Origin of the sequence: Neobacillus niacini (genome assembly GCF_030817595.1) — a bacterium.
Lineage (GTDB): Bacteria > Bacillota > Bacilli > Bacillales > Cytobacillaceae > Neobacillus > Neobacillus niacini_G.
The window spans coordinates 2,462,398-2,477,542 of the sequence record NZ_JAUSZN010000001.1 but is presented as its reverse complement, the minus strand read 5'-3'; the positions used below and the strand labels follow the sequence as shown (position 1 = coordinate 2,477,542).

At 38.4% G+C, this 15,145-nt stretch carries 7 protein-coding genes; all 7 read left to right on the top strand.

Going from position 1 to position 15,145, the window contains the following annotated elements:
• The 7 genes from QFZ31_RS11850 to QFZ31_RS11820 all read left to right on the top strand — a co-directional run bounded on the left by QFZ31_RS11850 (position 1) and on the right by QFZ31_RS11820 (position 15,132).
• Complete coding sequence (locus QFZ31_RS11850) at positions 1 to 1,776, top strand: glycoside hydrolase family 2 protein (RefSeq protein WP_307303145.1); 1,776 nt, start codon at positions 1 to 3, stop codon at positions 1,774 to 1,776.
• Between the two features lie 52 nt (positions 1,777 to 1,828).
• Positions 1,829 to 4,975: an alpha-mannosidase gene (locus tag QFZ31_RS11845; RefSeq protein WP_307303144.1), complete on the top strand. Its 3,147-nt coding sequence runs from the start codon at positions 1,829 to 1,831 to the stop codon at positions 4,973 to 4,975.
• A 23-nt stretch (positions 4,976 to 4,998) separates the two neighbouring features.
• A complete protein-coding gene (locus tag QFZ31_RS11840) occupies positions 4,999 to 8,457 on the top strand; it encodes a glycosyl hydrolase-related protein (protein ID WP_307303143.1) in 3,459 nt (1,152 codons plus the stop codon).
• A 310-nt stretch (positions 8,458 to 8,767) separates the two neighbouring features.
• Positions 8,768 to 9,193 carry a MarR family winged helix-turn-helix transcriptional regulator gene (locus QFZ31_RS11835; protein WP_307303142.1) on the top strand — a complete coding sequence of 142 codons (426 nt, stop codon included), beginning with the start codon at positions 8,768 to 8,770 and terminating at the stop codon, positions 9,191 to 9,193.
• A gap of 95 nt (positions 9,194 to 9,288) precedes the next feature.
• Positions 9,289 to 11,043 carry an ABC transporter ATP-binding protein gene (locus QFZ31_RS11830; RefSeq protein WP_307303141.1) on the top strand — a complete coding sequence of 585 codons (1,755 nt, stop codon included), beginning with the start codon at positions 9,289 to 9,291 and terminating at the stop codon, positions 11,041 to 11,043.
• Between the two features lie 25 nt (positions 11,044 to 11,068).
• On the top strand, positions 11,069 to 12,856 hold the full coding sequence (locus QFZ31_RS11825; protein WP_307311550.1) for an ABC transporter ATP-binding protein: 1,788 nt from the start codon (positions 11,069 to 11,071) through the stop codon (positions 12,854 to 12,856).
• A gap of 233 nt (positions 12,857 to 13,089) precedes the next feature.
• Positions 13,090 to 15,132, top strand: a complete 2,043-nt coding sequence (locus QFZ31_RS11820; RefSeq protein ID WP_307303140.1) for a beta-galactosidase — start codon at positions 13,090 to 13,092, stop codon at positions 15,130 to 15,132.
• Positions 15,133 to 15,145: the final 13 nt, after the last annotated feature.

Sequence of the window (15,145 nt, the reverse complement as noted above, 5' to 3'; positions counted from 1 at the left end):
ATGATGAAACAGATTCCGAGACCGGAATATCCAAGACCTGATTTTGCACGTGCCGAATGGTTAAATCTTAATGGTCAATGGAATTTTGATTTTGATGACCAGAATCTTGGATTAAAGCAAGAATGGTATAGACAGCATGACTTTACCCAAGAAATTACTGTTCCTTATGCATTTCAAACAAAGCTAAGCGGAATTGAAAACACTGGGTTTCATGATGTGGTTTGGTATGAGCGAACATTCACCGTCCCGGATAAGTGGGAAGGAAGACAAATTCTTCTTCATTTTGGAGCAGTAGATTATCGTGCAACGGTTTGGGTTAATGGACAATTTGTCACCTTCCATGAAGGAGGACATACATCCTTTCATGCCAATATTACTGATGCTTTACAAAATGGTGATAATAAAGTGGTTGTTAGAGTGGAGGATGTTTCCACTGATCTAGAGCAGCCACGAGGAAAACAATATTGGGAAGAGAACTCAGAAGGAATTTTTTATACGCGTACAACCGGGATTTGGCAAACGGTTTGGCTTGAGCCTGTGAATACAGCCTACATTGAAAGAGTGAAAATAACGCCAAACATTGATTTAGGTGAATTAACATTTGAATATCTTGTTCAACATAGAGCCGAAACTCAAAAAATTGAAATCGAGATCTTTTCCGATGATCAATTGGTTGGGAAAGATTCAATTCAAGTAAATCTTGTTCAGCGAAAAAACAAACACTTAATTCCATTACTTGATTTTAAAAATGGTTCCGGGAAACTATGGTCGCCTGAAAATCCGTTTCTATATACGATAAAAATCTGTTTAATAGAAGACAATCAAATAGTAGATAAAGTAGAAAGCTACACTGGAATGAGGAAAATTTCCGTACATAACGGAAAAATTGAATTAAATAATAAGCCTTATTACATGAAGCTTGTTCTTGATCAAGGGTATTACCCTGTTAGTCTATTAACCGCGCCAACAGATGAAGACTTAAAAAGGGACATTCTATTAACAAAAATAATGGGTTTCAATGGCGTACGGAAACATCAAAAGATCGAGGAGCCGCGCTATTTATACTGGGCTGATCATTTAGGAATACTTGTATGGGGAGAAATGGCCAATAGCCATACTTTTACGGATCAGTCAGTCAAACGGATTACATCTGAATGGCAGGAAGCAATTGAACGTGATTATAATCACCCTTCTATTGTAGCTTGGGTGCCGATTAATGAAAGTTGGGGTGCTCCACGTTTAAAAAGAGACCGCCGTCAAGCAAATCATTTAATAAGCCTTTACTATCTAACGAAATCCTTGGATGATTCACGCCTAGTTATTTCTAATGATGGGTGGGAACACACCATTTCTGATATTTTAACCATCCATGATTATGCTGGGGAAAAAGAGGTACTGAAAGAACGATATTCAAAGTTGGAAAATACATTAGAGTTTACTCCGGCAGATCGTTTTTTATTTGTACCAGGTTTTTCCTATCAAGGTGAACCGATTTTGGTTTCAGAGTTTGGCGGTATTGCCTACAAAAAAAGTGATTGGCAAGGATGGGGCTATACATCTGCCTCAAACGACGACGACTTTATTAAAAGATACTATAATGTCGTTTCTAGTTTACTAGAATCACCACTCGTACAAGGCTTCTGTTATACCCAAATTACAGATGTGGAACAAGAAATTAATGGTCTTTTAACCTATGACCGAAAGCCAAAAGTAGACCTTCAAATTATACGTGAAATAAATGAAGGGAAGAAACTTACTTTTTCAGAAAAGCTATAACATACATTAAACATCTCTATAATGTATTACCCATTAAGTAAGGAGTGTTATCGTGTATTTCACTGTTGAAAAAATCGAAAATTATTTAAGAGAAATAAAGAATTATATCTATAAAGAAACAAAAGATATCCCTGCTTTTCGTTATAAGGAATGGGAATTTGGTGACGAAGACAAACATGCGTTTAAACCAGATTTTGATGACCAATCTTGGGCTAACTTTAAAATAGGTGATTTTTGGGGTGGATATGATAAATCCGCCTGGTTCCGAACCACTGTTACCATTCCAAAAGAATGGAAAAAGGAAAGATTAGTGCTTCATTTCTTAGTTGGACCACGAGATGGTGGAGGATCAACGGCCGAAACATTATTGTATGTAAATGGTACACCAATCCAAGGAATTGACATTTGGCATGAAGAAGCATGGCTCCCGCAAGAATTTTTGCAAAACGATGAAATTCATATTTCCTTAAAAGCGTGGAGTGGTGTATTAAATCCACCTGACCGCCGAAGATTCAAAGTGGCTAGACTTGCACGTGTCGATGTTACAACCGAAAAATTCTTTTACCTTGCACACACACTTATTAATACAGTGAAGGTACTTGAAGAAAATGATTTTAGAAGAACGAAGATGCTTAAACTTTTAAATGAATCCATACTAAAAGTTGATTTTATCAAGCCAGGTTCCGACCAGTTCTATCAATCTATTCAAAGTGCCTACGAGTTCCTGAAAATGAATGTCGATGAATTAGGGGATTTTGAGGAATTAAAACCATTAGTTACCGCTCTTGGACATTCTCATATTGATATGGCATGGTTATGGCGGTTAGTTCATTCACGAGAAAAAGCATCTCGGACGTTTTCCACTGTCTTACATTTAATGCGCCAATACCCAGAATATCGATATATCCATACATCACCACAATTGTACAAGTATTTAAAAGAAGATTATCCAGAAATCTTTGAAAAAGTAAAAGAAAAAATTGCCTCTGGGGAATGGGAAATTACGGGTGGAATGTGGATTGAACCTGATACGAATATTCCAAGTGGAGAATCATTGGTTCGACAAATTCAATTTGGTAAACGATTTATGAAAGAGGAGTTTGGAATCGATACGAAGGTTGTATGGCTTCCAGATGTATTTGGTTATTCGTGGGCACTGCCGCAAATTATGAGAAAATCTGGAATTGAAACGTTTATGACTACCAAAATCAGCTGGAATCAATATAATCTCTTCCCTTATGATACGTTTAATTGGCGCGGTATTGACGGAACCGAAATGCTTACTCATTTTATTACGACACCGGAGGAAGGTGCCAGGGCATATACGTACAATGGAATGGTTGAACCAAGGAGTGTGAAAGGAATTTGGGAGACGTATAAACAGAAGGATGTAAATGACGAGCTATTGCTTGCCTTTGGCTGGGGCGATGGCGGAGGTGGTCCAACCAAAGAAATGATTGAAGCAGCACTTGCCATGAAAAATCTCCCGGGGCTTCCGAAGGTCCAAATGGATACAGCAGAAGCATATTTTGAAAGATTAAGAGACCGGGTGAAGGATCAAACATTACCAGTTTGGGATGGGGAATTATATTTAGAATATCACCGTGGAACGTATACATCGCAAGCTTCATTAAAGAAAGCAAATCGGAAAGCAGAAATTACCTATCATAATGCTGAATGGTTAAGTGCCATTTCCAATTTGAATTTAAGTAAGCCTAATTATCCTCACGCTGTCTTAAATGAGGGGTGGGAAATGCTGCTCCTAAATCAATTCCATGACATTCTGCCAGGATCATCGATACGTCAAGTAAATGAAGACGCCAGAAATGACTATGCCACTGTACAAGCAATTGGAGAAAGTGTTTTAACTGAAGTAAAAGGGACGATAGATCAAGAAATTCAATTGGACCAAGATAGCTTGGTTGTCTATAATTCTCTTTCTTTTAACCGTGATGGATTAATTGAGTTACCTGTTTCTTCATTTATTTCTGAAACAACAACCATAGTAGATGAGGAAGGTAACCAGCTGCCAGCCCAAGTAATTCAAACAGATCAAGGTAAACAAGTATTACTTGAAGTCAAGAACGTACCTGCACTGGGATATAAGGCATTTAAACTTGCACAAAGTTCGAAAGATTCCTCCGACCTGGTTATTAAAACCGATTATATTGAAAACGACTTTTATCAAATCCGTTTTAATCCACAAGGGCAAATCACTTCGTTATTTGATAAGCGCAATGGCAGAGAAGTGATATCTGAAGGGGCAAGAGGTAATGTACTGCTAACCTTTGAAGATAAGCCAATGAACTTTGACGCATGGGATATCGACCTGTATTACCAAGAAAAGATGTGCGAAATCGACCACTTAACATCAGTTGAAGTGCAGGAAGTAGGTCCAATTCGGGGCAGTCTGAAATTAACGTGGGCGTTTTATGACTCAACCATAACACAATTTATCACCGTTTATAAACATTCACCAAGAATCGATTTTCGAACAAAGGTTGATTGGCAGGAAAAACAAACCTTAGTGAAAGTGGCGTTTCCGGTTAATGTTCGTTCAACAAAAGCAACATACGATATTCAATTTGGAAATATGGAACGTCCAACCCATTGGAATACAAGCTGGGATCAGGCAAGATTTGAAGTTGCTGCCCACAAGTGGGTCGATCTTTCTGAAGGAAACTATGGGGTGAGCTTATTAAATGATTGTAAATATGGACATGACATTAAAGATAATGTGATAAGGTTAACATTAATCAAATCATCAATTGCCCCAGATGAAACAGCAGATCGAGGGCTTCATGAATTTACTTATAGCTTAGTTCCGCATAACGGGGATTGGCGTGAAGGAGAGATTGTGAAAGAAGCCTATCAGCTAAATTTTCCGTTTATAGCCAGCGAACGAAAAGCGAATCCAAATGGTAACTTACCATCTATCTATCAATTTGCACAAATTGATAATGATAACGTTTTGTTAGAGACGGTTAAAAAAGCGGAAGACGATGACGCAATTGTGGTCCGATTCTATGAATATAAGCAGTTTAGGAATAATACATCAGTTTCTTTTGCAAGCCCTATTAAAAAAGCGGTGGAATGTAATTTGATTGAAGAAGAACTCAAGGAAGCAGACTATCAAGATAAAACTCTCTCATTTTCGGTTTCACCTTATGAAATTAAAACGTTTAAAATCTGGTTCTAAGAAATAGTTAAAGGGGCGTTTAAATGAAAGAGGATCTTTTGTGGTCCATTGGTTCCCCAACAGGTCAGTCATTACAATTATTTGATAACTACAAACAGCCACGTTTATTTGAAAATCATGTTTTCATTGTGAATGGAGATAAAAAGAATCAAAAATGGCCGCTTTTTCATCCAAGTGAGGCAGACCCGGATGGTGGGTATCGCCTTTCCCCTTATACCATTCAATTTCATTTGGATGAGGAACCGAACAACAGTTACTGTTTAAAAATCAACTATCTGGTGATTGCCCCGCGTCTCGCCTATTTAGAGGTAAATGTAAATGGTGTGAAAGGAAATGGATATCTGCACCCGAAACCATCAGAATCAGGAGAAATTACCCTTCATTCCGGTTTGCATACAACCATTTATTCAGAAGGTGTTTTGGAAATGGTTATTCCAAAGCACCTGCTCCTAAAAGGTGAGAACAGGATAACCTTGATCAGCCGTGATGGCGGAGAGTATATCCTAGTTGATAATGTTGAAAAAATAAAGAGACTTGACCGAATGGCTAATGGTGCAGGGTTCATCTATCAAGCGATAACATTCTCAAGATTAGAGGGAGTGTTAAAAGACACGATTAAAAGGGTAGGCATCACACCGTCTGTTCTATATAAAAAAGACAGTAATGGTCAACTTTTTGAAATTTGTCATTTCTCCCTCGAATTAAATAAACCGATTCAAGAGACGGAATTTACGTTAACCCTTCAACTTGAAGACAGGAAGGAAATAATTAAGGTTTGGGTCCCAGAACAGAACCTTGGACATTTTCATACCAGCTTCCCGCTGATGGATGGGGAAGGCAATGTTGGATATGAGCTTAAAGGGCAGGATTTTTTTCAATCCGGCAGTATTAAACGCAGGCGGAAATGGAAAGTGTATATCACTCCGCATTCTCATACTGATATTGGCTATACACACCGGCAGTGGGAAGTGGCAGAAAGACTATGTAGAAATATTGATACGGCATTGGAGTGGTTAAGAAAGGAAGAGGCAGACAAGTTAGATATCCCGGCCTTTGCCTACCACTTAGATGCTTCATGGGTACTAGAAACGTATTTGGCAACGCGGAGTAAAGAGAGAATCGATGAGTTATTTAGGTTTATAAAAAAAGGCCGTGTCGGAGTACCGCACTCGTATGTGGATCTTTTAACTCAGTTTGCCTCATTAGAGGATTTAATTCGAAACGGGGAATACACGGAGTCACTATTAAGACCTGAAGGACAACGAGCGGTTTATACATCTGTTGTAGATGTTCCTTCACTCTCAGGCTCACTTCCTGCCATTTACGAAGCATCTGGAGTAAAATATTTAGTTCATGCCAACAATCAAGACCGTGGTCCATTTCGGTTAAATGGCGGGCTTCATAAAGTATCCCCCTTCTATTGGGAAGGTGTAAATGGAGGAAAAGTGTTGGTTTGGCTGGCAAAGATGTATTGTGAAATTCGAAAAGTGTGTGGAAGTCCACCTGTAATAAGTGCGGCTGAACGAGGGCTGCAAATGTGGCTGGATGAGTATGAAACCGACGATTATAAACCAGATGCCGTTTTACTTTACGGGCAAGAAGCCGATAACACGGATATAGACCCGCAGCCAATAGATTTTACAAAAATCTGGAATGAAACGTATGAATATCCAAAATTGATTGCTTGTGATGTTAGTGATTTTTTTGAATATATAGAATCTAATTTTAGCGATTCATTTATAACGGTTAAAGGTGATGGCGGGTCTTACTGGGAAGACGGAGTAGGATCTACCATTTCCCCTGCTGTTCAAATAAGGAAAGCACAAGCCATGCTGCCCGCTGCAGAGAAACTTGAATCTCTTGCTGTTATTCATAATCATGGATGGGAGTACCCTCAGAAGCAATATGATGATGCATGGCGTGCAAATCTTTTATTTGCAGAACATACATGGGGTGCATTTTTAAGTGGGACCGACCCACAAGCATTACTGCAAAAGGACCAATGGGAAGTTAAAGAACATTTTGCAAAGGAAGGGTCCCAATGGGCCAAAAGGCTTTTGCATACGGCAGCGGTAAGACATAGCCTGAATTGGCAAACGGATGGCCGGGAACTTGTTGTGTATAATTCGCATAGCTGGATGGTTAGTGGTGAAGTGATTGCTGAGATCGGCCATAACGAAGAGCTTGTTGATATGGAAACGGGAAAAGTCATCTTACCTCTTGTCATTCAGACAACCAATTCACAATCGATTGTTTCTTTTTGGGTGGAAAATATCCCTGGTTTAAGCTATCGACGTATCGAATTAAGGGAAATGAAATCAGAGAAGGTTGAACTTGTAAATCCAATCATAAGGATAGGGGACCTCTATACTTTAGAAAATGAATTTTATCAAGTGGTGATCAATCTGAGTAAAGGATTTCTTGCCAGTCTATTTGATAAGGAGCTTCAAAAGGAATTTATTGATTTAAATGATCAGTATGGCTTCGGACAATTGATATATGCGAAAGGCGGAGAAGGGACTCGTCTTGTCGGAAACCAAAAAGACCTCTTAGAAGGACAAACACATATTTTACAGGATTTTACCTTACTAGAATACGAAGTTCAAACATTCTCGTATGGAACCTCAGTAAAAATGACAGGTAATGTTCCTCGAGGCTCTTTGGAAGTGGAATGGAAATTGCTTAATAATGTAAAACGGATTGATCTTTCCTTCCGTTATGATAAAGAGGTGTGCCTTGAAAAAGAAGCAGTATATGTTGCATTTCCTATGAATTTGCACCAGGCTTCATCCATATCGGATTCACAGCTGGGTTGGGTAAATTGGGATAGAGATCAATTACCAGGAGGGTGTAAAGAATGGCTTCCATTACAAACGGGAATTTTCTGTGATGGAAAGGATGCGGATGTATATATTGCCTCGCCGGATATTCCGTTGTTTTGTATTGGGGATATGATAAAAGGAAATTGGCCGAAAGATTTAGCTTTAACCGGCAGCAGGATATTCTCATATGTCCTAAATAACTATTGGAATACCAATTACAAGGCCTCACAAGGAGGGAAAATTTCCTTCAGATACAGTTTTACTAGTAACTCAGAAATTAAAAAAGAGGATGCCTATCGATTTGGCTGGGAAATTCGTCAACCACTATATGGGCACCGAATAAGTTTTCAAGATTTTAGAGAACCAAAAGTCCCTTATTTGCAAAAAATTCAAAGCCATCTTGCAAAAATTGATTGTGAACAAGTTGCCATAACGACTATTAAAAAAGCAAAATGGGCAAAAGGATGGATACTGAGACTCCAGGAAATTGCCGGAGAAAATCAAACAGCAAAAATTGAGATCCCATATAAGTCTATTAGAGAAGCTTGGGAAGTGGATTTGCTTGAAAAGGAAGTCCAACAATTAGCTGTAAATTCCGATGGCACTGTCTATGTTAACGTCCCGGCATGGAGGCTAATAACCGTTAGAATAGACCTATAGAAGAGAGATGGATTATGCTACGTAAAATTAATACAAAGTCAGCTGGGTCTAATAGTGGCCCAGTTTTTTTACCCAATGCTCCTTTAATCAATAGCGCAATAAGGACCCACTTTGTTTCCTATACTCTCCCTTTTTTATCTTGTTTGTTTTAATGTCTTTAATTTATTTTTAGCAGCTTTTCGGTAAATCGGTATACTCCCAATCAATTGATATTAAATTTATTTTGAAGAAAGTAAATTAACTTATTGACAAAATTGTTCTAGGAGAATATATTATCTAATAGTATTAGATATTTTGGAAGGGGTTAGTAATGGATTATAAAGCATTGGCGAATGAACTCGTTAATAATATGATGAAATCACCTAAAATGCAGTTTCAGAAAAAAGTTGACGATCTGTCGCAAGGAGAAAAACGAATATTAGGGTATCTTACTTTTTGGAAGGACCGGGTTGCTTCGGGGGAACTTAGTGAAAAACTATTTCTCAGCACTCCTCGTGTGGCCTCTGCACTTAACAGTTTATCCAAAAAAGGTTTTATAGAACGAAACAGGGATGAGAATGACAAACGCATTGTTATTGTTTCAATAACAGAAGCTGGTAAAAGCTTTGTGATGGAAGAACATGACGAAGCGATATCGATGCTTGAGAAAACATTGCGAAGACTAGGTGAAAAAGACGCGAAAGAATTTGTTCGAATTTTAAATAGGATTACAGAAATCGCAGCAGAAGACGACTGATTTATAATGCAGGCTGATAAAAGGGCTGCATTTTTTGGGGATAATATCTAACACTATTAGATTATTGTGGTGGAAATACAGAAAGGGGAAAAAACATGTTAAATATTTTTAAACATCTACAGAAAAAAGAATACCTGTTAATACTGTGCAGTTTGGTATTCATCGTGACACAGGTGTACCTAGATTTAAAGCTACCAGATTATATGCATGAAATCACCATGCTGGTACAAACAGAAGGAAGTAAAATGAGCGATGTTCTCCTCCAAGGAGGATATATGCTTTTATGTGCGGTTGGTAGTGTGATTGCATCTATCATTGTTGGCTTCTTTGCAGCCAAAGTCGCAGCTGGTTTTTCTGTTCGCCTCAGGGCTATGGTATTTGAGAAGACGATGTCTTTTTCAATTGAAGAGATCAATGGCTTCTCAACAGCAAGCCTTATTACCCGCTCAACGAACGATATTACTCAGATTCAACTACTTATTTCAATGGGATTACAAGTAATCGTAAAGGCTCCAATTCTAGCGGTTTGGGCTGTCATGAAAATGATGGGAAAGAGTTGGCAATGGACAGCTGCAACTGGCTTTGCCGTTTTATTCCTAATTTTGATGCTGTGTATTCTTATTTTTGTCGCATTGCCAAAATTCAAAATTCTTCAGAGTTTAACAGATAACTTGAATCGTGTAACAAGGGAAAACTTGACAGGCATTCGGGTTGTGCAGGCCTACAACGCTGGTGGTTATCAGGAAAAGAAATTTGACGAAGCCAATAGTGCACTTACAAATACAAATCTTTTCACCAGCCGAGCAATGGCCTTAATCATGCCGACGATGGGGATTATCATGTCAGGTATAAGTCTCGTAATCTATTGGATTGGAGCGGTGTTAATTAACGCTGCTGCACTGCCGGATCGATTATCCTTGTTCTCAGACATGGTAGTTTTCTCATCTTATGCCATGCAGGTAATTATGGCATTTATGATGCTTTCATTCGTATTTATCATGCTTCCTCGTGCTTCTGTTTCTGCAAAACGAATTCAAGAAGTACTTGATACCAAAGCAAAAATCATAAATGGAAACGTAGCAGAAGGTAAAGAAGGTCTTTCAGGAGAAATAGAATTCCGAAATGTAAGTTTTAAATATCCTGACGCAGCCGAATATATCCTTCGCAATGTTAGTTTCAAGGCAAGTAAAGGTGAAACCGTAGCATTTATTGGCTCAACAGGCAGTGGGAAAAGTACATTACTTAACCTAATTCCCCGCTATTTTGATGCAACAGAAGGGGAAGTGTTGGTCGATGGTGTAAATGTTAAACATTATACCCAGGAATCTCTACGCAAAAAGCTCGGTTATGTATCTCAAAAAGCCATATTGTTTAGTGGTACAGTTACTACAAATGTAGCATATGGGGACAGTGGGTCGAAGGAAACGGATGTTAAGAAGGCAATTGATATTGCACAAGGAACTGAATTTGTCGAGAAGATGGAGAACCAGTACAATGCCTCGATTTCTCAGGGAGGCACCAATGTTTCTGGGGGACAAAAACAAAGATTGTCTATCGCAAGGGCAGTTCATAGACAGCCAGAAATCTATATATTCGATGATTCATTTTCAGCGCTTGATTATAAGACTGATCGAGTGCTGCGCACAAAACTTAAAAATGAAACAAAAGATGCCACCACGTTAATAGTTGGACAGCGTATTGGTACCATTAAAGATGCAGACAGGATTATAGTGTTGGATGATGGTGAAGTTGTCGGCGTTGGTACACATGATGAGTTAATGCAAAATTGCAGTGTTTATCAGGAAATTGCTTATTCTCAGTTATCAAAGGAGGAGCTTGAAATTGGGTAAGAAAAATCAGGAAAGTGGCGCTCATATGAAATCTCCCCATGGAAAAGGGGGGCGTGGAGAAAAACCTAAAGATTTTAAGAATACGATGAGGAAACTCATCTCCTATTGTAAGGTATATTTACCAGCTATTATCATAGCATTGATTCTTGCAATGGCAGGTGCCGTTTTCAATATTATTGGGCCAGATCTACTTAGTGAGATTACGGATATAATTACAGAAGGAATGATGTCTAGCATTGATCTTGACGCAGTGGTTAATGTGGCAACCCTTCTTGCATTTCTTTATGGATTAGGATTTTTGTTTAACTATTTTCAAGGATTTATCATGGCTACGGTCACGCAGCGTGTTTCAAAAAATTTGCGATCCGATCTATCAACCAAAATTAATCGTTTACCATTAAAATACTTTGACTCTACAAGTACCGGGGATGTTCTTAGTCGTGTTACGAATGATGTAGATATGATTGGGCAAACGATGAACCAGAGCTTAAGTACACTTGTTTCAGCCATAACCATGTTCCTCGGCTCCCTAATCATGATGTTCTACACCAATTGGATCATGGCGATTGCTGCAATAGTATCTACTATTGTAGGGTTTGGATTGATGACCTTCATTATCTCGAAGTCACAAAGATACTTTGCTCAGCAGCAAAAAGAGCTAGGAAAATTGAATGGTCATATTGAAGAAATTTATTCAGGACACAATGTTGTGAAAGTTTATAACGGAGAAAAAGAAGCAAGGGAGACCTTCCATGAGATTAACACAAGACTATATAATAGCGCTTGGAAATCGCAATTCATGTCAGGACTTATGATGCCATTAATGATGTTTGTTGGAAATTTTGGATTTGTGGTTGTTTGTATTGTTGGGGCAGTTCTTGCCGTGAATAATATGATTTCATTTGGTGTGATTGTTGCCTTCATGCTCTATATCCGTCTATTTACGCAGCCTCTTACACAGCTTGCTCAAGCAGCTACCAACCTGCAATCTACAGCAGCTGCTAGTGAACGTGTTTTTGAATTTCTCGCAGAAGAAGAGCTTGCTAATGAAAATGATAAGAGAGAATTGCTTGAAACAGCAATCGGTGATGTCGAATTTAGAAATGTATGTTTTGGCTATAGTCAAGATAAAATGGTTATCAACAACTTTTCAGCAATTGCTAAGGCAGGTGAAAAAGTGGCGATTGTCGGACCAACAGGTGCTGGTAAGACAACATTGGTTAACCTGCTAATGCGTTTCTATGAATTAAATGGTGGAGAAATATTAATAGACGGTGTTCCCATTAAAACACTCACGCGGGAAAATATTCATGATCTATTTAGTATGGTTCTACAAGACACATGGTTGTTTGAAGGAAGTATTCGTGAAAATATTGTCTATTCGAGGCATGGGGTAAGTGATGAAGAAGTAGTGGCGGCATGTAAATCAGTTGGTCTGCACCACTTTATTAAAACCCTGCCAAAGGGATATGATACGATTCTCGACGATAAAGCAAATCTTTCTGCTGGTCAAAAACAACTTATTACCATTGCGCGAGCAATGGTTGATAATAAACCATTACTGATTTTAGATGAGGCGACAAGTTCGGTGGATACTCGAACAGAAGTATTGATTCAACAAGCCATGGATAAATTGACCGTTGGCAAAACATCATTCGTCATTGCCCACAGACTTTCTACGATTAAAAATGCAGATTTAATCCTGGTTATGAAGGATGGAGACATAATCGAAAGTGGAAATCATGAAGAATTACTTTCGAAAAATGGTTTTTATGCTGAGCTTTACAATAGTCAGTTTGAAGAAGCTTCGTAATTTAAGAAGCATAACATTCCAACCTGTCCAATTGTATAAGTTTTTTAGTAAAAAGGGCTCTCCAAGAATGGTGGAGCCCTTTATATTGTTTAAGAAAGTATTCTTTAATATGATTTTCTAAGTTGTAATCGCTACCATTATCCGTTTAAACTGTATAATATTAAAAAATAAAGGGGGAGCGGGAAAAAATCTCGAAAATCAGACAGAATTTTTGTTAAGGGAGATGTTCTTATATGGTGAAAAAATTAGTAGAAGATAAGATAAAGTTAGGTGTCTGTTACTATCCAGAGCATTGGTCTGAGGAACTATGGGACGATGATTACAGACGAATGAAAGAGTTAGGCTTTACATACGTTCGGATGGGTGAATTTGCCTGGACGATCTTTGAACCGGAAGAAGGCGTATTTTCGTTTGAATTATTTGATCGGGCTGTAGCCAAGGCCCACGAATACGGATTAAAAGTGGTCATGGGGACACCAACTGCAACACCTCCTGCCTGGTTGACACATAAGTATCCTGAAGTACTCAACGTTACACAAGATGGTATTTCGTATCAACATGGTGCACGCCGCCACTATAATTACAACTCTGAAACCTATCAAAGGTTATCTTCTATTATTGTCACTAAAATGGTTAAGCATTATAAGGACCATCCGGCTATCGTAGGATGGCAGATTGATAACGAATTAAATTGTGAAATGGATGTTTTTTACTCCGAAGCCGATCACAAAGCATTCAGGGAATGGGCAAAAGCAAAATATGAAACGTTAGATAACTTAAATCAGGCATGGGGCACTGTGTTTTGGAATCAAACATATACGAGTTGGGATCAAGTCTACTTAACTCGTAAAACTGTTCCAAATTCACCGAACCCTCATCATATGTTAGATGAAAAACGATTTATTTCCGATAGTGCTATTTCCTTTGCAAAGGTACAAGCAGATATTCTGCGTGAACATGCACCGAATCAGTGGGTTACAACCAACGGGATGTTTAATCATTTAGATAATCACAAACTGACCAATGAATTACTCGATTTCTTTGCATATGATTCCTACCCGAACTTTGGAAGAGTAATTGAAGATAAAACTGAAAAACCATTGCGCGACCGGAAATGGAGCTGGAATTTAAGTATTGTCAGGAGTATTTCCCAGAACTTTGCAATTTTTGAACAGCAATCTGGTCCTGGCGGCTGGGTAACGAGGATGGAGCAGCCTTCACCAAAGCCTGGCCAGCTTCGGCTATGGACCTACCAATCTATTGCTCATGGCGCAGATATGGTGATGTATTTTAGATGGAGAACTGCTACAAAAGGCACAGAAATATACTGGCATGGCATCAATGACTACCATAATCTCCCAAACCGCCGCGTTAAGGAGGTTGGCAAGGTAAGCAAAGAAATTCAGTTAATTGAAGATAAAGTTGTCGGCTCCTCCTATAAAGCTGAGGTAGCTCTTGTAACAAGCTATGATAATGAATGGGACGGAGAATTTGATAAATGGTATGGACCGTATGCATCAAAAAGTAAAGATGCATGGATTAAAGCCTTTCAATATAACCATGTACCCGCAGATGCTGTTTACTTAAGGAATGAAACTACTATAAATGAATTAAAGAAATACAAAGTACTAGTTTATCCTCATCCAGCCATTGTAACGAAACAACAAGCTGAATTATTTAAAGAATACGTTAAAGAAGGCGGAAAAATCATTTTTGGATGTCGTTCTGGTTATAAGGATGAAACCGGGCAAACGTATATGAAGGCATTCCCTGGGTATCTGGCTGATTTAGTAGGAGTGACCGTAGAAGATTTCACGAGAGTTGCTCCATTTGAAGAGGTACCTTGTATAAACTTCAAAGGAGAAAATGTTCTGGAAGCGAATGATTTTAACGAAATTCTACATCTACAATCTGATGATGTAGAGGTTATAGGCACGTATACCTGTGCGTATTTTGAAGGTAAGCCAGCCTTAGTAAAACGAAACGATGGATTAGGCAGCAGCTATTATTTTGGCGGAGTATTTAATTTAGAGCATACATCCTTACTATTGAAGGAATTAGAACTAAATAACTATCAAGATCAATTTGAGTTGCCACAGGAGATCGAATTAGCTATTCGACATAAAGATGGAATAGAGTACACATTCTTATTAAATTATTCTGAACGACCGCAAGAGATTGTTGTTAAAAAAGAGTTCAGAAATATACTAACAGGAAATATGGTTACAAATAAACATACTTTAAATCCTTATGATGTTTTGATACTAGAATCATAAATATTCCCAATTT